The following is a 16,516-nucleotide window of genomic DNA, read 5'->3' on the forward strand; positions in this document are numbered from 1 at the left end:
GTCATTAAATCAATTCTTTCTCTACAAATTCCTCCGAAACAAGCAGTACCTCCTGAATGTCTTTTTCAGATTTAATCACTGCGCCATCCGGAAGCACTAAGCCCTTGGGCACGATAGCATTCTCAATCACGACATGCTCACCGATTGTCACATCCGGCATAATCACTGAACGCTTGACCGTTGCGTGCTTACCGACGGTGACACCTTGAAATAGAACGGAGTGAGACACATTCCCATAAACAACACACCCCTCATTCACAAGTGAGTCATGAACCTGCGCCTCAGGCGAAATAAATTGCGGAGGCTGATTCGGATTGACAGAGTAAATCTTCCAATTGCGTTCAAACAGCCTTAGCTCAGACTGGTCTTTCAGCAAATCCATATTGGCTTCCCATAAGCTCTGCACCGTGCCGACATCCTTCCAATATCCTTTAAACGGATAAGCGGAAAGCTTCTTTTTCTCCTCCAAAAGCAAAGGAATGATGTCTTTGCCGAAGTCATGGCTTGAATACGGATTCCGGTCATCCATCTCAAGGTATTGCTTCAAGAGCGGCCAATTGAAAATATAAATACCCATGGATGCCAAATTGCTCTTTGGAAATTTAGGCTTTTCATCAAAATGTGTGATTATCCCGTCTTCATTTGTCTTCATGATGCCGAATCGGCTCGCTTCTTCCCATCCTACTTCAATCACGGAGATGGTCACATCCGCTTTCTTTTCAATATGAAAATCAAGCATTTTGCCGTAGTCCATTTTATAAATGTGATCGCCTGATAAGATCAGCACATACTCAGGATCGTACTGGTTCAGGTAATTGAGATTTTCATAAATTGCGCTTGCCGTCCCTTTATACCATTTCACTTCGGATGACTCGGCATAAGGAGGCAATACCGTAACGCCGCCATTGTGCCTGTCAAGATCCCATGCACTGCCAATGCCAATATAGGAATTCAGCTCCAGCGGCTGATATTGCGTTAAGATGCCTACTGTGTCTATGCCTGAATTCGAACAGTTGCTGAGCGTAAAATCAATAATCCTGTATTTTCCCCCAAAAGATACGGCCGGTTTTGCCATGTTTTTTGTTAATCCGCTGAGACGGCTGCCCTTCCCGCCGGCAAGGAGCATAGCCACACATTGTTTTTTCATTCATTTATCTCTCCTCTTTTTTTCACCGCCCGCATAATCGAAATGCCATAAGGGGGGATTGTCATTGTGATATAGCACGGTTTGTGATGAACAGCTCCAGCTTTGGCTGCCAACGGCTTTTTATTCAATTGACCTGAGCCCCCATATTTTTCATTATCACTGTTCAACACTTCGATATATTGGGTAAGAAAGGGAACGCCAACATCGTATTGATGATAGACCGAGGGTGTAAAATTACATAAGATGATAAGCGCCTCACCGTGCCGTCTGCCATACCGAATAAAAGAAAAGATTGATTGCTCCTCATTGTGGACATCAATCCATTCAAATGATTGAGCACGATGGTCATTTTCATAAAGGATTTTGCTTTTTTGATAAAGGCGGAGAAGATCTTGAGTAAAAACACTTGCTTTTTGATGCATGGGGAAGGAGTTCAAAAACCAATCAAGCTGCTCTGTATCTTTCCATTCATCGAATTGGGCAAATTCTGATCCCATAAAAATGAGTTTTTTTCCGGGATGAGCCGTCATATAACCGAGTAAAAGCCGATATTGGGCAAATTTCTGCCAATAGTCGCCAGACATTTTATGAAGAAGTGATTTTTTTCCATAGACGACTTCGTCATGAGAAAATGGCAATACAAAATGTTCACTAAACGCATAAAGCAAGGAAAAAGACACAAGCTGATGGCAGTGCCGCCTTTGTTCAGCAGGCGTCTCCATATATTTCAGCACATCATTCATCCAGCCCATATTCCATTTAAAATGAAAGCCGAGTCCTCCTTCCTCAACAGAACCTGTTACTTGAGGCCATTCGGTGGAATCTTCCGCTATCATCATGACATGCGGATATGCCTCTCGCATTGTTTGATTTAGCTTTTTTAAAAATTCAACTGCATAGAGATTCGTATGGCGTTCATCCTGATTTGGCCAATACAGCATATTAGCCACCGCATCGACCCTAAAACCATCTATATGATAGAATTCCGCCCAGTACAACGCATTAGAAATTAAAAAACTATGAACTTCCGGTTTTCCTAAATCAAAGTTAGCGGTGCCCCACAGCCAGTTCTCCCTGTCATGCTCTTTTTGATATTCGTAAAGAGGCGCTCCATCAAACTGATAAAGCCCATGCGAATCTTTACAAAAATGTCCGGGGACCCAATCAAGTATGACGCCGATGTTTGCCTGATGGCATTCATCAACAAACCTCATCAAATCATGAGGCGTGCCAAATCGGCTTGTCGGGCTGTAATACCCTGTTGCTTGATAACCCCAAGAGCGATCATAAGGATGTTCATAAACGGGCAGCAGCTCGATATGGGTAAATCCCTGCTCTTTGATATAAGGAATAAGAGACTGGCCTAATTCTTCATAGGAGTAAAGCGTGCCATCGGGATGCTTCTTCCATGAACCAAGATGAAGCTCATAAATAAAAACCGGCTTTTCATATATCGTTTTAGCTTTTTGCTTCTTCTGCCACTTTTGATCATTCCAGCTGTACCCTGCAAGATCGTAAGTAAGAGACGCCGTATTCGGTCTTACTTCTGAATAAAAAGCATACGGGTCTGCCTTCAGCATGGTCTTTCCGCTATTTGTCACGATTTCATACTTATATCGTTCCTTTTCTTTCAAACCTGGAACAAATAACGTCCAAATGCCATGATCATTAACTTTCTGCATAACATGAAGCTCACCTGACCAGCTGTTAAAATCTCCAGCCACTCGAACTTCTGACGCATGAGGCGCCCACACACAAAATTCATACCCGCTTTGGCCATTCAGCTCGCGATAATGCGAGCCAAACAGCTGATAGCTTTTAAACAGACTGCCTTCGTGAAAAAGATAAACATCATGTGCTGTTGGGCTGGCAGCGGCCATGTAATCATCCTTTCTGACATCATAGTTTTCATTTATATTATTTATTCGTAGAAATAAAAAAAAGCCCTTTCTAGAAAGCGCTTATATTTATTGACATAAAACTTCATTTTCTGAAGAAAAACAAAAGATATGGAGTTTTTTGTTGTAAATTTGATATAGAATAAAAAACAAAATCAGACGCATATCATATAGTTTTAAAAAACAAAAAAACCTTGCAGGATATGCAAGGTTTCAGGATGACCCGTACGGGATTCGAACCCGTGTTACCGCCGTGAAAGGGCGGTGTCTTAACCGCTTGACCAACGGGCCGTCATGGCGGAGAAGGAGGGATTTGAACCCTCGCGCCGCTTACACGACCTACACCCTTAGCAGGGGCGCCTCTTCAGCCACTTGAGTACTTCTCCATATGGCTCCACAGGCAGGATTCGAACCTGCGACCGATCGGTTAACAGCCGATAGCTCTACCACTGAGCTACTGTGGAACGTAAAAGTCATGGTATGGTGGGCCTGAATGGACTCGAACCATCGACCTCACGCTTATCAGGCGTGCGCTCTAACCAGCTGAGCTACAGGCCCATGACGATATAGAAATGGAGCGGGTGATGGGAATCGAACCCACGACATCAGCTTGGAAGGCTGAGGTTTTACCACTAAACTACACCCGCAATTTTTTGGGGCGATTGATGGGAATCGAACCCACGAATGCCAGAGCCACAATCTGGTGCGTTAACCACTTCGCCACAACCGCCAAAATATATATATTTGTAAATGGTGGCTCGGGACGGAATCGAACCGCCGACACACGGATTTTCAGTCCGTTGCTCTACCAACTGAGCTACCGAGCCTTATTATTTAAATGGCGGTCCGGACGGGACTCGAACCCGCGACCTCCTGCGTGACAGGCAGGCATTCTAACCAACTGAACTACCGGACCATTTTAATTAGTTGCACCCATCGGGCGCTTCTTATTTAAAAGGATATATTTGTTTGGTTGCGGGGGCAGGATTTGAACCTGCGACCTTCGGGTTATGAGCCCGACGAGCTACCGAACTGCTCCACCCCGCGATGATAAAATGCAAGAATATATATGGCGGAGGAAGAGGGATTCGAACCCCCGCGGGCTTTGACACCCCTGTCGGTTTTCAAGACCGATCCCTTCAGCCAGACTTGGGTATTCCTCCGTATTGTGGTGGACCTTGTAGGACTCGAACCTACGACCGGACGGTTATGAGCCGTCTGCTCTAACCAACTGAGCTAAAGGTCCTTTGGTAGCGGCGGAGGGGATCGAACCCCCGACCTCACGGGTATGAACCGTACGCTCTAGCCAGCTGAGCTACACCGCCAAATCATATATTGAAATCAAGTGGAGCCTAGCGGGATCGAACCGCTGACCTCCTGCGTGCAAAGCAGGCGCTCTCCCAGCTGAGCTAAGGCCCCAAGAATGGTCGGGAAGACAGGATTCGAACCTGCGACCCCATGGTCCCAAACCATGTGCTCTACCAAGCTGAGCTACTTCCCGATTTCATGTAGATCATGGCGCGCCCGAGAGGAGTCGAACCCCTAACCTTTTGATCCGTAGTCAAACGCTCTATCCAATTGAGCTACGGGCGCAAATTATAATGCCGAGGGCCGGACTTGAACCGGCACGGTAGTCACCTACCGCAGGATTTTAAGTCCTGTGTGTCTGCCAATTCCACCACCCCGGCGTGGATGGTATAGTTGGAGCGGAAGACGGGATTCGAACCCGCGACCCCCACCTTGGCAAGGTGGTGTTCTACCACTGAACTACTTCCGCAGAAATGGTGCGGATGAAGGGACTTGAACCCCCACGTCTGTAAAGACACTAGAGCCTGATTCTAGCGCGTCTGCCAATTCCGCCACATCCGCAACGTATAAATGGTGAGCCATGAAGGACTCGAACCTTCGACCCTCTGATTAAAAGTCAGATGCTCTACCAACTGAGCTAATGGCTCTTCTTACAAGAGACTTGAATATTATATCATATAAAAGTGGTGCCGGCAAGAGGACTTGAACCCCCAACCTACTGATTACAAGTCAGTTGCTCTACCAATTGAGCTACACCGGCTCATATGTAAACATATTATGTATAGTTAAAATGGTGGAGGATGACGGGCTCGAACCGCCGACCCTCTGCTTGTAAGGCAGATGCTCTCCCAGCTGAGCTAATCCTCCATAATTGCACTAACGTGCAATTGCTTGGCGGCGTCCTACTCTCACAGGGGGAAACCCCCGACTACCATCGGCGCTGAAGAGCTTAACTTCCGTGTTCGGCATGGGAACGGGTGTGACCTCTTCGCTATCGCCACCAAACAATTGAGAGTGTTCTCTCAAAACTAGATAACAGGTGTGACATCATTAGAAATTAGGTTAAGTCCTCGATCGATTAGTATCTGTCAGCTCCATGTGTCGCCACACTTCCACCTCAGACCTATCAACCTGATCATCTTTCAGGGATCTTACTTCCTTGCGGAATGGGAAATCTCATCTTGAGGGGGGCTTCATGCTTAGATGCTTTCAGCACTTATCCCGTCCGCACATAGCTACCCAGCGATGCCCTTGGCAGAACAACTGGTACACCAGCGGTGCGTCCATCCCGGTCCTCTCGTACTAAGGACAGCTCCTCTCAAATTTCCTGCGCCCGCGACGGATAGGGACCGAACTGTCTCACGACGTTCTGAACCCAGCTCGCGTACCGCTTTAATGGGCGAACAGCCCAACCCTTGGGACCGACTACAGCCCCAGGATGCGATGAGCCGACATCGAGGTGCCAAACCTCCCCGTCGATGTGGACTCTTGGGGGAGATAAGCCTGTTATCCCCGGGGTAGCTTTTATCCGTTGAGCGATGGCCCTTCCATGCGGAACCACCGGATCACTAAGCCCGACTTTCGTCCCTGCTCGACTTGTAGGTCTCGCAGTCAAGCTCCCTTGTGCCTTTACACTCTGCGAATGATTTCCAACCATTCTGAGGGAACCTTTGGGCGCCTCCGTTACCTTTTAGGAGGCGACCGCCCCAGTCAAACTGCCCACCTGACACTGTCTCCCCGCCCGATAAGGGCGGCGGGTTAGAAGGTCAATACAGCCAGGGTAGTATCCCACCGATGCCTCCACCGAAGCTGGCGCTCCGGTTTCCAAGGCTCCTACCTATCCTGTACAAGCTGTACCAACATTCAATATCAGGCTGCAGTAAAGCTCCACGGGGTCTTTCCGTCCTGTCGCGGGTAACCTGCATCTTCACAGGTACTATAATTTCACCGAGTCTCTCGTTGAGACAGTGCCCAGATCGTTGCGCCTTTCGTGCGGGTCGGAACTTACCCGACAAGGAATTTCGCTACCTTAGGACCGTTATAGTTACGGCCGCCGTTTACTGGGGCTTCAATTCGCACCTTCGCTTACGCTAAGCGCTCCTCTTAACCTTCCAGCACCGGGCAGGCGTCAGCCCCTATACTTCGCCTTACGGCTTCGCAGAGACCTGTGTTTTTGCTAAACAGTCGCCTGGGCCTATTCACTGCGGCTCTCTCGGGCTTGCACCCTAACAGAGCACCCCTTCTCCCGAAGTTACGGGGTCATTTTGCCGAGTTCCTTAACGAGAGTTCTCTCGATCACCTTAGGATTCTCTCCTCGCCTACCTGTGTCGGTTTGCGGTACGGGCACCTCTCACCTCGCTAGAGGCTTTTCTTGGCAGTGTGGAATCAGGAACTTCGCTACTATATTTCGCTCGCCATCACAGCTCAGCCTTATGGGAAACGGATTTGCCTATTTCCCAGCCTAACTGCTTGGACGCGGATATCCAATACCGCGCTTACCCTATCCTCCTGCGTCCCCCCATTGCTCAAATGGTGAGGAGGTGGTACAGGAATATCAACCTGTTGTCCATCGCCTACGCCTTTCGGCCTCGGCTTAGGTCCCGACTAACCCTGAGCGGACGAGCCTTCCTCAGGAAACCTTAGGCATTCGGTGGAGGGGATTCTCACCCCTCTTTCGCTACTCATACCGGCATTCTCACTTCTAAGCGCTCCACCAGTCCTTCCGGTCTGGCTTCACAGCCCTTAGAACGCTCTCCTACCACTGTTCGAAGAACAGTCCGCAGCTTCGGTGATACGTTTAGCCCCGGTACATTTTCGGCGCAGAGTCACTCGACCAGTGAGCTATTACGCACTCTTTAAATGGTGGCTGCTTCTAAGCCAACATCCTGGTTGTCTAAGCAACTCCACATCCTTTTCCACTTAACGTATACTTTGGGACCTTAGCTGGCGGTCTGGGCTGTTTCCCTTTCGACTACGGATCTTATCACTCGCAGTCTGACTCCCAAGGATAAGTCATTGGCATTCGGAGTTTGACTGAATTCGGTAACCCGGTAGGGGCCCCTAGTCCAATCAGTGCTCTACCTCCAAGACTCTTACCTTGAGGCTAGCCCTAAAGCTATTTCGGAGAGAACCAGCTATCTCCAGGTTCGATTGGCATTTCACCCCTACCCACACCTCATCCCCGCACTTTTCAACGTGCGTGGGTTCGGGCCTCCATTCAGTGTTACCTGAACTTCACCCTGGACATGGGTAGATCACCTGGTTTCGGGTCTACGACCACGTACTCATGCGCCCTATTCAGACTCGCTTTCGCTGCGGCTCCGCATCTTCTGCTTAACCTTGCACGGGATCGTAACTCGCCGGTTCATTCTACAAAAGGCACGCCATCACCCGTTAACGGGCTCTGACTACTTGTAGGCACACGGTTTCAGGATCTCTTTCACTCCCCTTCCGGGGTGCTTTTCACCTTTCCCTCACGGTACTGGTTCACTATCGGTCACTAGGGAGTATTTAGCCTTGGGAGATGGTCCTCCCGGATTCCGACGGAATTTCACGTGTTCCGCCGTACTCAGGATCCACTCTGGAGAGAACGAAGTTTTGACTACAGGGCTGTTACCTTCTATGGCGGGCCTTTCCAGACCTCTTCATCTACCTCGTTCCTTTGTAACTCCGTATAGAGTGTCCTACAACCCCAAGAGGCAAGCCTCTTGGTTTGGGCTAATCCCGTTTCGCTCGCCGCTACTCAGGGAATCGCATTTGCTTTCTCTTCCTCCGGGTACTTAGATGTTTCAGTTCCCCGGGTCTGCCTTCTCATATCCTATGAATTCAGATATGGATACCACTCCATTACGAGTGGTGGGTTTCCCCATTCGGAAATCTCCGGATCAAAGCTTGCTTACAGCTCCCCGAAGCATATCGGTGTTCGTCCCGTCCTTCATCGGCTCCTAGTGCCAAGGCATCCACCGTGCGCCCTTTCTAACTTAACCGTTAAAAAGAATCACTATGTGATATCTTGTGTTACTAATTGAATGTGATGTCTACTGTTATCTAGTTTTCAAAGAACACGTTTCGAAGGAATGATCCTTCAAAACTAAACAAGACAGGGAACGTTCTGTTTATAAGACCCAAGGTCTTATATTCCGTAAATATCCTTAGAAAGGAGGTGATCCAGCCGCACCTTCCGATACGGCTACCTTGTTACGACTTCACCCCAATCATCTGTCCCACCTTCGGCGGCTGGCTCCATAAAGGTTACCTCACCGACTTCGGGTGTTACAAACTCTCGTGGTGTGACGGGCGGTGTGTACAAGGCCCGGGAACGTATTCACCGCGGCATGCTGATCCGCGATTACTAGCGATTCCAGCTTCACGCAGTCGAGTTGCAGACTGCGATCCGAACTGAGAACAGATTTGTGGGATTGGCTTAACCTCGCGGTTTCGCTGCCCTTTGTTCTGTCCATTGTAGCACGTGTGTAGCCCAGGTCATAAGGGGCATGATGATTTGACGTCATCCCCACCTTCCTCCGGTTTGTCACCGGCAGTCACCTTAGAGTGCCCAACTGAATGCTGGCAACTAAGATCAAGGGTTGCGCTCGTTGCGGGACTTAACCCAACATCTCACGACACGAGCTGACGACAACCATGCACCACCTGTCACTCTGCCCCCGAAGGGGACGTCCTATCTCTAGGATTGTCAGAGGATGTCAAGACCTGGTAAGGTTCTTCGCGTTGCTTCGAATTAAACCACATGCTCCACCGCTTGTGCGGGCCCCCGTCAATTCCTTTGAGTTTCAGTCTTGCGACCGTACTCCCCAGGCGGAGTGCTTAATGCGTTAGCTGCAGCACTAAGGGGCGGAAACCCCCTAACACTTAGCACTCATCGTTTACGGCGTGGACTACCAGGGTATCTAATCCTGTTCGCTCCCCACGCTTTCGCTCCTCAGCGTCAGTTACAGACCAGAGAGTCGCCTTCGCCACTGGTGTTCCTCCACATCTCTACGCATTTCACCGCTACACGTGGAATTCCACTCTCCTCTTCTGCACTCAAGTTCCCCAGTTTCCAATGACCCTCCCCGGTTGAGCCGGGGGCTTTCACATCAGACTTAAGGAACCGCCTGCGAGCCCTTTACGCCCAATAATTCCGGACAACGCTTGCCACCTACGTATTACCGCGGCTGCTGGCACGTAGTTAGCCGTGGCTTTCTGGTTAGGTACCGTCAAGGTACCGCCCTATTCGAACGGTACTTGTTCTTCCCTAACAACAGAGCTTTACGATCCGAAAACCTTCATCACTCACGCGGCGTTGCTCCGTCAGACTTTCGTCCATTGCGGAAGATTCCCTACTGCTGCCTCCCGTAGGAGTCTGGGCCGTGTCTCAGTCCCAGTGTGGCCGATCACCCTCTCAGGTCGGCTACGCATCGTTGCCTTGGTGAGCCATTACCTCACCAACTAGCTAATGCGCCGCGGGTCCATCTGTAAGTGGTAGCCGAAGCCACCTTTTATGTTTGAACCATGCGGTTCAAACAAGCATCCGGTATTAGCCCCGGTTTCCCGGAGTTATCCCAGTCTTACAGGCAGGTTACCCACGTGTTACTCACCCGTCCGCCGCTAACATCAGGGAGCAAGCTCCCATCTGTCCGCTCGACTTGCATGTATTAGGCACGCCGCCAGCGTTCGTCCTGAGCCAGGATCAAACTCTCCGATAAATGGATCGCAGATTAAGTTCACCACATCCTGTGGCAACATCTGCGTGATCTGCATCGTGCAGACCTCAGTTTGACTGACTACGCACATTGCTGTGCGATTTATAATAAAACTTGAATTAACAGGTACGTTTTGTCTTGTTTAGTTTTCAAAGATCATCACCACTCTCAATGAAGCAGCTTTACTAATATAACACTCAACTTCTTAATTGTCAACAACTTTTTTAAAAGTTGTTTAAAGCTTCTTGTTTTGTCTGCTGTTCATCAGCGACGTTTAATAATATAACACCTATAATTATTTATTGCAATAGTTTTTTAAAAAAATCTATAAAACAATAAAACTGTAATCATCTTTATTCTATCTAACTTGTAATGCTTTATAAAACATTTATCTATTAAAGAACATTTACTACAGGCAATGTCATCTTGTTGTTTTAACCTTTTTCTTGTATAGTAGAAACGAACTAAATATCCGATGACCACAAGGGGAGCATAAAAGCTGAGAGTGAGCGGTTTCGTTCTGACCCTTTGAACCTGTTAGTTAACGCTGGCGTAGGGATGTGGCAAAGTCAAATGAATTGCAGATTGTAAAGCAGTGCGTGGAACTTTCCTCATCCTTCCGCGTGCTGCTTTTTTGTTGTCCTTTTGGATTGTCTATCGATGGAAGGGGATTTTTATGGCTCAATCAAGACAACTGGTACGTCTTATTGAAATTGCAATCATGACTGCTGCTGCTGTCATTTTAGACATCGTTTCCGGAATGTTCCTCCGTATGCCTCAAGGAGGGTCGGTATCCATCATGATGATTCCGATTTTTTTGATTTCTTTTCGCTGGGGAGTTAAAGCGGGGCTTACCACCGGTCTATTGACAGGTCTCGTTCAAATTGCGATCGGAAATCTATTTCTTCAGCACCCTGTTCAGCTGTTGCTTGATTACATTGCAGCGTTCGCCGCTGTCGGCATAAGCGGCTTTTTCGCTTCCGCTGTCCGCAAATCCGCCTTATCAAGAGCAAAAGGGAAATTGATCGTATCAATTATTTGCGCAGTTTTTATCGGCAGTTTTCTGCGTTATGCTGCACACGTGATTTCAGGGGCTGTATTTTTCGGCAGCTTTGCACCAAAAGGAACGCCGGTATGGATCTACTCATTAACTTATAATGCTACTTATATGGTTCCGTCATTCATTATCTGTGCGATTGTCCTTTGTTTATTGTTCATGACAGCTCCGCGCTTGCTGAAAACTGAAAAAGCTTAATCTAGCAACCCCCAGCGGCCGTTCCGCTGGGGGTTGTTTTTTATCTTCCGTTAAGCAGATTTTTTAATGAAGCAAGATTCGGCCAGCCGAACCCTACTTCTTTCATGCTTTCTCCTGCGATTTCAAAACTATCCTCGGCTGCTCTTTCAGGTGAAAACGACTGATAAAATGTAATCGAAGGATTCTCCTCTACGACCCAAACAAACATGCTCGTAAAGCCCTGATCAAGCAAAAAATCTGTTCCCTTTGTCAAAAGCGCTCTGCCTGCACCTTGCCGCTGTTTTTCTTCTAAAAGGTAAATGGCATACAACTCTCCGTCATAGCCGCTCTGCTCTGAACGAATTGGACCAAAAGATGCAAAGCCGAATACTGAACCTTCTTCATCTTCTGCTACAAAGACCCCCTTTAATGAACGGCTTTTCCATTTGGATTCAAAATCCTTGTAGTTCAAACCATTTAAGTATTCAGCGGAGACAATGCCGCTGTATGTTGTCACCCAGCTGTCAACATGCACTTTTGCGATTGCCTTTATATCATCTAGTCGTGCTTCTCTTATAGTCACCATTCATTCTCTAATCCTTTCCGCAATGGTTATTCAGATTTTTGAACAGGTTTTGTTTCTTTTAATTCATTTGTCAGTTCGTTGATGCTCTGTTTGATGTTGCCTTTTCCTGAAAAGTTCTCAATCATTTCTTTTACGTCGATTCCCGAAGACGCTTTTAAGCTTTCTTGCAGACTGGACATTAAATTTGTCGCATAGCTTGTGACTTTGTTGGCGCCGCTTGAATCACCGTTTCCTCCTGTATCAACAACGGTGATCTTATCAATATTTGAAAGCGGTGCTGATACCTGTTTCGCGTATTCCGGAAGCATTTTGACAATCATATCGAAAATCGCAGCCTGACCGTACTGCTCAAAGGCAGCGGCAATTTTTTCTTTCGCTTCCGCTTCAGCAAGACCTTTTAAGCGAATAACCTCGGCCTCTGTCTCACCTTTTGCTTTTTCAGCTTCTGCTTTTGCAAGGCCGTCAATTCTGACCCTTTCAGCTTCAGCCTTCGCCATCGCTTCTATGCTGTATTTCTTGGCATCGGCTTGGGCTAGCTGTTTGGCTTTTTCAGCAGCGGCAGATTGCTCAACTGAATAGCGGTCTGCATCGGCTTTTTTCTTCACTTCAGAATCATACTGGCGTTCACGGCGGAGAATTTCTTTTTCTTCTAATTCAATTTGTTTTTGGCGTTCTATAATCTTGACCTGCATTTCCTGCTCAGTCACCTGCTGGCGTGCTTTGGCTGTTTCCAAATCGTATGCCTGGTCAGCGTTGGCTTTTGCTGTATCTTGATCTCGCCGGTATTCAGCCATTTTAAGCTGATTGATTTTTTCAGCTTCGGCAATTTCCGTCGCTCGTTCAAGCTCTGATTTTTTGGCTTCTTTATCGGCTTCCGCCCTCTTAATTCTTGTTTCTTTATCGGCCTCTGCGGTTGCAATGTCAGCATCACGTTTTACCTGCGCAATTCTCGGTTTACCTAGTGATTCAAGATAGCCGTTTTTATCACGGACATCTTTAATGGTAAAGGAGACAATCACAAGACCCATCTTCGCAAGATCCTGTGAAGCGACACGCTGCACTTCTTGAGAGAATTTTTCGCGGTTTTTATAAATTTCTTCTACTGTCATAGACCCGAGAATGGAACGGAGGTGGCCTTCCAGTACCTCACGGGCCTCCTGCTCACGGTCTTCTTTTGACTTTCCTAAAAATTGTTCGGCTGCTGTGGCGATTTCTCCAATAGAGCCGCCGATTTTAATAATTGCAGTTCCGTCTGCCATTACAGGCACACCTTGCTCGGTATACACTTCAGGTGTCGATACATCGAGTTTGCTTGATAACAGACTTAGCGGCTCAGCCTGCTGAAAAACCGGAAGAACAAATGTTCCCCCTCCGCGAACAATCTTCAGGCGGTTGCCTCCCTCATCAACGTGAACATTTTTATTTCCAAGATAACTTCCTGTAACAATTAACGCTTCATCAGGCCCTGCCGTACGATATTTTGTAATAAATACCGCTATAAGTGCGATGAGTAAAAAGAATACAACTGCGATGACGATGATAATCGGCATTGTCATATGACATTCCTCCTTGTTTTATAAAGGTTCATGCGGAGTAACTGAAAGAACTCCGTTTTTGACATCCACAACTAAGACGACTGTTCCGTAACTGATCTGTTCATTTTCAAAGCTGATCGCTGATTTTGAAATCGTACCGCCTATCCCTTCAATCAGTACTTCTCCAAATCCATCAACCGGAACAGCGGTTATGACTTTTCCGAGTCTGCCTCTAAGATCATCTTCTCGATAAGTCAATGATTCTTCTGCCGATGATAAAGGGACAAGCACAAATAAATGGAGCAATATCACCAGCAGCACTGAAAGAAGACAGGATATTAGAGCAATAATCAGGCTGGAGAGGGGGAAAACTGTTTCGCCTATATATCCAGATGCGGAGAAAAATGTGAAAAATGAGAGCACCAATGTCGGGTGTAAAAACGGAATAGCTTCGGACAGCCCTTCAAACACATCTCCGAAAAATAAAAATAGCAGCGTGAGGCTTCCGGCTATGATAAGGGTGTAAAGGTAAATCGTTTGGACAGGAATACCGTATAACTCCAATTTTCTCATCCTTTCTAAGCTGCTACTTTAACCGACGGCCGTCGTTACCTTTTATACGAGATACAGAGGAAAAGGTTTCAAAATTTTTCGATAAATGCTTCCCCGCGAAGCACTTTATAAATGATAAATGCTCTTATATATGGTAATGTTTTTTCAGGAGGAGATATGATGAGTATCTTTAATGAAGCCAGATTAGAAACATGGAATGAAGTAAAAGGACTTTCCGATGAAAAGCTGAATCAGAAGCCTTCTTCTGATGAATGGAGTATACGGGAAGTTCTTGATCATTTGAAGAAAATTGATATGACCGCCCAAAACATGCTGAAAGAACGAGTAAAGGAAGCGCCTGTTAAGGAGATTGAGGAAAAACCGCTTACGGCCGCCCAGGATAGAAGCAATAAACGGAAAGCGCCGGCCCATCTTGAACCGGATCATGATTTTATTTCAGGCAGCCAAATGAAACGGGAGCTTGATGTTGTAAGGGAGCAGCTGACAGCTGTTATTGCCTCTCTTAAAGAAGAAGATTTTGAGAGAGTATTGCCGCATCCCTTGTTTCAAGAGCTGACCGTCAGACAATGGATCGAATTTATCGGCCATCACGAAAAACGCCACCTCAGCCAGATCAAAGAAATTAAAGAGAAAATAGAAAGAGTCTGATTTATTCAGACTCTTTCTGCTTTTTGTTTGATGTTCCGCTGGTATGAATGAACGATTATTTCGTCACTCGCATACACGGCACCGGGTCTCTCGACAATACATACAATGCCCCTTATCCCCAATGCATGGCGGACAAAAGCCGATGCAAGCTTTGGCTTGTCCGGATAATAAGACTGGATGACTTCACCCGGCTGGATACACGGATCATTTTCTCCCTCACACAGTAAAGCGGCGCCGCTCGGAAATATAAGCCGGCTTCCTTCTTTTAATGTTGTGAAATCAGGTATACCGCTAATTGCAACATTTGCACCGAGCCATTCGGGAAAAATACTCGGGACTCCCATTTTCAAAGCAATTTCGTCACATTCTTCTGTTGAAACAATTGAAATTTGTCTGCGGTTAAAAATTTCTGTTCCTCTTGAAAACATTGGCTCTCGGGCCCCAGCTTTTTTTGTCAGGCCGAAATGTAAGTCGCCGGGAATGCCGCCATAATCAAAATCGAGCTTGTCCATTTGTTTTGTTACAAAGCTTTCTGTATCTGCAACATATAAGCCTTCCGTTTTTGCGGTCATGCGTTTCCACATAAGCTTGCACCGTCCTTCATCTCTAGGATTGTCACTTATGTTCAATTATCCAAAAAAATCCCGCTCTGTAAAGGAGCGGGATCATCGCATTATACAGTTTTTGGCGTAAGATTAAAGCAGCGTTTGTAGATCCAGTTATATGCTTTCTCATTTAAATCTCTAGGATTTCCGAAGGTTTGCGGATCTTTCATTGCTTCTTTTGACAAGCGCTCGATCATGTCCGGCGATACCCCTTGTTCTTCTAAAGTCGGTACTTCTAACTCTTTCACAAGATCGTACATCCAGTTGACAGATGCTTTTGCAGCTTCTTCTGTTGTCATATTGCTTGTATCAATGCCGAACGCTTTTGCGATACGGGCAAATTTCTCCGGATAGCCCTTCCAGTTGTATTCCATAACAGGGCCCATCATTGCCGCTACACATTGGCCGTGAGCGACAGGGATGATACCGCCGAGTGTTTGGCTCATGGCGTGAGCAGCACCCGCTGATTCACTGCCGTAAGAAAGACCGGCAAGCATAGCAGCCTGTGCCATTCCGTATCTAGCTTCGAGATCTTCTCCGTCAGCAAATGCTCTCTTAATGTAGTGAGCGGCATATTCAATCGCCATCAACGCCACTGCGTCTGTAATCGGCTGCGCAAATTTCATTGTGTAGCACTCAATGGCGTGAGCGAGAGCATCAATCCCCGTCATCGCTGTTACGTGCGGCGGCATTGAGACGTGAAGCTCTGGGTCAATCACAGTCAAATGCGCGGCAATCAGCGGACCGCCTGTGTTAAATTTGAATTCTCTTTCTTCATCTGTAATAACCGCCCATTGCGTTACCTCTGAGCCTGTTCCAGCGGTTGTCGGAATTGTCGTAAGCGGAGGAATGCGGTTTTCCAGCGGTTTCTTTCCTTCAGCTGCTTCATAATCAAGTACGCTTCCCTCGTGAGTCGCTTCTACCCCGATGGCCTTCGCTGTGTCCATGGAGCTTCCGCCTCCGACTGCCACCAAGCCGTTGCAGTTCTCTTTTTTGTAAAGCTCGGAACCTTCATTTACAAGCCGTACAGGAGGGTTTGGCTCAACTTTATTAAAGAGCACCACTTCAATGCCTGCCCCTTTTAATGACTCGATGACAGGATCTGCGACGCCGGCTTTATAAATTCCAGGGTCTGTAACAAGCAATGCTTTTGAAACACCCAGTCCAGCTACTTCTTTTCCTACATGGTTGACGGCGCCAATTCCGTGCTTAATCACAGTCGGAATTTCAAATGTGTGAAATTTATGCATGCTTTCTACTTTCATATTTAATGTCATAAT

General features: G+C 47.1%; 9 protein-coding genes, 21 tRNA genes, 3 rRNA genes and 1 riboswitch. Of the genes, 2 read left to right on the plus strand and 31 right to left on the minus strand.

Annotated elements, in window-relative coordinates:
• Positions 1-4: 4 nt before the first annotated feature.
• The 26 genes from NSS75_RS16565 to NSS75_RS16690 form a co-directional block, all read right to left on the minus strand.
• Entirely contained in the window at positions 5-1,147 is a 1,143-nt protein-coding gene (locus tag NSS75_RS16565; protein WP_024122609.1) for a glucose-1-phosphate adenylyltransferase, read from the minus strand.
• Positions 1,144-3,027, minus strand: a complete 1,884-nt coding sequence (gene glgB / locus NSS75_RS16570) for a 1,4-alpha-glucan branching enzyme (protein ID WP_101860069.1) — start codon at positions 3,025-3,027, stop codon at positions 1,144-1,146. Before glgB ends, NSS75_RS16565 begins: the two co-directional genes overlap by 4 nt.
• A 237-nt stretch (positions 3,028-3,264) precedes the next feature.
• Positions 3,265-3,336 (minus strand) — tRNA-Glu (locus NSS75_RS16575).
• A gap of 4 nt (positions 3,337-3,340) precedes the next feature.
• Positions 3,341-3,431 (minus strand) — tRNA-Ser (locus NSS75_RS16580).
• A 3-nt stretch (positions 3,432-3,434) separates the two neighbouring features.
• A tRNA-Asn gene (locus tag NSS75_RS16585) sits at positions 3,435-3,509 on the minus strand.
• A 17-nt stretch (positions 3,510-3,526) separates the two neighbouring features.
• Positions 3,527-3,603: transfer RNA gene (locus NSS75_RS16590), tRNA-Ile, on the minus strand.
• A 15-nt stretch (positions 3,604-3,618) separates the two neighbouring features.
• Positions 3,619-3,692: transfer RNA gene (locus NSS75_RS16595), tRNA-Gly, on the minus strand.
• Between the two features lie 7 nt (positions 3,693-3,699).
• Positions 3,700-3,775 (minus strand) — tRNA-His (locus tag NSS75_RS16600).
• A 21-nt stretch (positions 3,776-3,796) separates the two neighbouring features.
• Positions 3,797-3,872, minus strand: a tRNA-Phe gene (locus NSS75_RS16605).
• A gap of 12 nt (positions 3,873-3,884) precedes the next feature.
• Positions 3,885-3,961, minus strand: a tRNA-Asp gene (locus tag NSS75_RS16610).
• A 54-nt stretch (positions 3,962-4,015) separates the two neighbouring features.
• A tRNA-Met gene (locus NSS75_RS16615) sits at positions 4,016-4,092 on the minus strand.
• 23 nt (positions 4,093-4,115) lie between these two features.
• Positions 4,116-4,208 (minus strand) — tRNA-Ser (locus tag NSS75_RS16620).
• Positions 4,209-4,214: 6 nt separating this feature from the next.
• Positions 4,215-4,291: transfer RNA gene (locus NSS75_RS16625), tRNA-Ile, on the minus strand.
• 2 nt (positions 4,292-4,293) lie between these two features.
• Positions 4,294-4,370, minus strand: a tRNA-Met gene (locus NSS75_RS16630).
• 21 nt (positions 4,371-4,391) lie between these two features.
• Positions 4,392-4,464: transfer RNA gene (locus tag NSS75_RS16635), tRNA-Ala, on the minus strand.
• Between the two features lie 5 nt (positions 4,465-4,469).
• Positions 4,470-4,546 (minus strand) — tRNA-Pro (locus tag NSS75_RS16640).
• 15 nt (positions 4,547-4,561) lie between these two features.
• Positions 4,562-4,638 (minus strand) — tRNA-Arg (locus NSS75_RS16645).
• Positions 4,639-4,647: 9 nt separating this feature from the next.
• Positions 4,648-4,733: transfer RNA gene (locus NSS75_RS16650), tRNA-Leu, on the minus strand.
• A gap of 14 nt (positions 4,734-4,747) precedes the next feature.
• Positions 4,748-4,822: transfer RNA gene (locus NSS75_RS16655), tRNA-Gly, on the minus strand.
• A 5-nt stretch (positions 4,823-4,827) separates the two neighbouring features.
• Positions 4,828-4,914: transfer RNA gene (locus NSS75_RS16660), tRNA-Leu, on the minus strand.
• Between the two features lie 10 nt (positions 4,915-4,924).
• Positions 4,925-5,000: transfer RNA gene (locus tag NSS75_RS16665), tRNA-Lys, on the minus strand.
• A 37-nt stretch (positions 5,001-5,037) separates the two neighbouring features.
• Positions 5,038-5,113, minus strand: a tRNA-Thr gene (locus tag NSS75_RS16670).
• A 31-nt stretch (positions 5,114-5,144) separates the two neighbouring features.
• Positions 5,145-5,220, minus strand: a tRNA-Val gene (locus NSS75_RS16675).
• 22 nt (positions 5,221-5,242) lie between these two features.
• Positions 5,243-5,358, minus strand: a 5S ribosomal RNA gene (gene rrf / locus NSS75_RS16680).
• A gap of 53 nt (positions 5,359-5,411) precedes the next feature.
• Positions 5,412-8,339, minus strand: a 23S ribosomal RNA gene (locus tag NSS75_RS16685).
• 169 nt (positions 8,340-8,508) lie between these two features.
• Positions 8,509-10,058 (minus strand): 16S ribosomal RNA (locus NSS75_RS16690).
• The 16S, 23S and 5S rRNA genes sit together here with 21 tRNA genes alongside, the layout of an rRNA operon.
• Before the next feature lie 471 nt (positions 10,059-10,529).
• A riboswitch (TPP riboswitch) is annotated at positions 10,530-10,631 on the plus strand.
• Positions 10,632-10,731: 100 nt separating this feature from the next.
• Between NSS75_RS16690 and thiT the strand changes: the two genes are divergently transcribed.
• A complete protein-coding gene (gene thiT / locus NSS75_RS16695) occupies positions 10,732-11,310 on the plus strand; it encodes an energy-coupled thiamine transporter ThiT (protein ID WP_024122611.1) in 579 nt (192 codons plus the stop codon).
• A 40-nt stretch (positions 11,311-11,350) separates the two neighbouring features.
• On the opposite strand, the gene NSS75_RS16700 is transcribed toward thiT, so the two are convergent.
• From NSS75_RS16700 to NSS75_RS16710, 3 genes are read right to left on the minus strand one after another with little or no spacing between them, the layout of a single operon-like run.
• A complete protein-coding gene (locus tag NSS75_RS16700) occupies positions 11,351-11,875 on the minus strand; it encodes a GNAT family N-acetyltransferase (RefSeq protein ID WP_103672562.1) in 525 nt (174 codons plus the stop codon).
• Positions 11,876-11,901: 26 nt separating this feature from the next.
• The gene (gene floT / locus NSS75_RS16705) at positions 11,902-13,431 is read right to left on the minus strand and encodes a flotillin lipid rafts scaffold protein FloT (protein ID WP_059292679.1); all 1,530 of its coding nucleotides are present in this window, start codon (positions 13,429-13,431) and stop codon (positions 11,902-11,904) included.
• Between the two features lie 18 nt (positions 13,432-13,449).
• On the minus strand, positions 13,450-13,974 hold the full coding sequence (locus NSS75_RS16710; RefSeq protein ID WP_101860056.1) for an NfeD family protein: 525 nt from the start codon (positions 13,972-13,974) through the stop codon (positions 13,450-13,452).
• Between the two features lie 168 nt (positions 13,975-14,142).
• On the opposite strand from NSS75_RS16710, the gene NSS75_RS16715 reads away from it, so the two are divergent.
• Positions 14,143-14,631, plus strand: a complete 489-nt coding sequence (locus tag NSS75_RS16715; RefSeq protein ID WP_101860055.1) for a DinB family protein — start codon at positions 14,143-14,145, stop codon at positions 14,629-14,631.
• 5 nt (positions 14,632-14,636) lie between these two features.
• On the opposite strand, the gene NSS75_RS16720 is transcribed toward NSS75_RS16715, so the two are convergent.
• Together NSS75_RS16720 and gbsB are read right to left on the minus strand one after the other, a co-directional pair.
• Positions 14,637-15,215, minus strand: coding sequence for an MOSC domain-containing protein (locus NSS75_RS16720; RefSeq protein ID WP_103672561.1), 579 nt, complete (start codon positions 15,213-15,215; stop codon positions 14,637-14,639).
• Between the two features lie 89 nt (positions 15,216-15,304).
• Positions 15,305-16,513 carry a choline dehydrogenase gene (gene gbsB / locus NSS75_RS16725; protein WP_095713945.1) on the minus strand — a complete coding sequence of 403 codons (1,209 nt, stop codon included), beginning with the start codon at positions 16,511-16,513 and terminating at the stop codon, positions 15,305-15,307.
• Positions 16,514-16,516 lie beyond the last annotated feature (3 nt).

Origin of the sequence: Bacillus sp. FSL K6-1012 (genome assembly GCF_037964915.1) — a bacterium.
Classification (GTDB): Bacteria; Bacillota; Bacilli; order Bacillales; family Bacillaceae; genus Bacillus; species Bacillus halotolerans.

Coding starts and splice junctions, on each gene's coding strand:
- NSS75_RS16565 (WP_024122609.1), bottom strand. CDS start 1,147: ATGAAAAAACAATGTGTGGCTATGCTCCTTGCCGGCGGGAAGGGCAGC.
- glgB (WP_101860069.1), bottom strand. CDS start 3,027: ATGGCCGCTGCCAGCCCAACAGCACATGATGTTTATCTTTTTCACGAA.
- thiT (WP_024122611.1), top strand. CDS start 10,732: ATGGCTCAATCAAGACAACTGGTACGTCTTATTGAAATTGCAATCATG.
- NSS75_RS16700 (WP_103672562.1), bottom strand. CDS start 11,875: ATGGTGACTATAAGAGAAGCACGACTAGATGATATAAAGGCAATCGCA.
- floT (WP_059292679.1), bottom strand. CDS start 13,431: ATGACAATGCCGATTATCATCGTCATCGCAGTTGTATTCTTTTTACTC.
- NSS75_RS16715 (WP_101860055.1), top strand. CDS start 14,143: ATGAGTATCTTTAATGAAGCCAGATTAGAAACATGGAATGAAGTAAAA.
- NSS75_RS16720 (WP_103672561.1), bottom strand. CDS start 15,215: ATGTGGAAACGCATGACCGCAAAAACGGAAGGCTTATATGTTGCAGAT.
- gbsB (WP_095713945.1), bottom strand. CDS start 16,513: ATGACATTAAATATGAAAGTAGAAAGCATGCATAAATTTCACACATTT.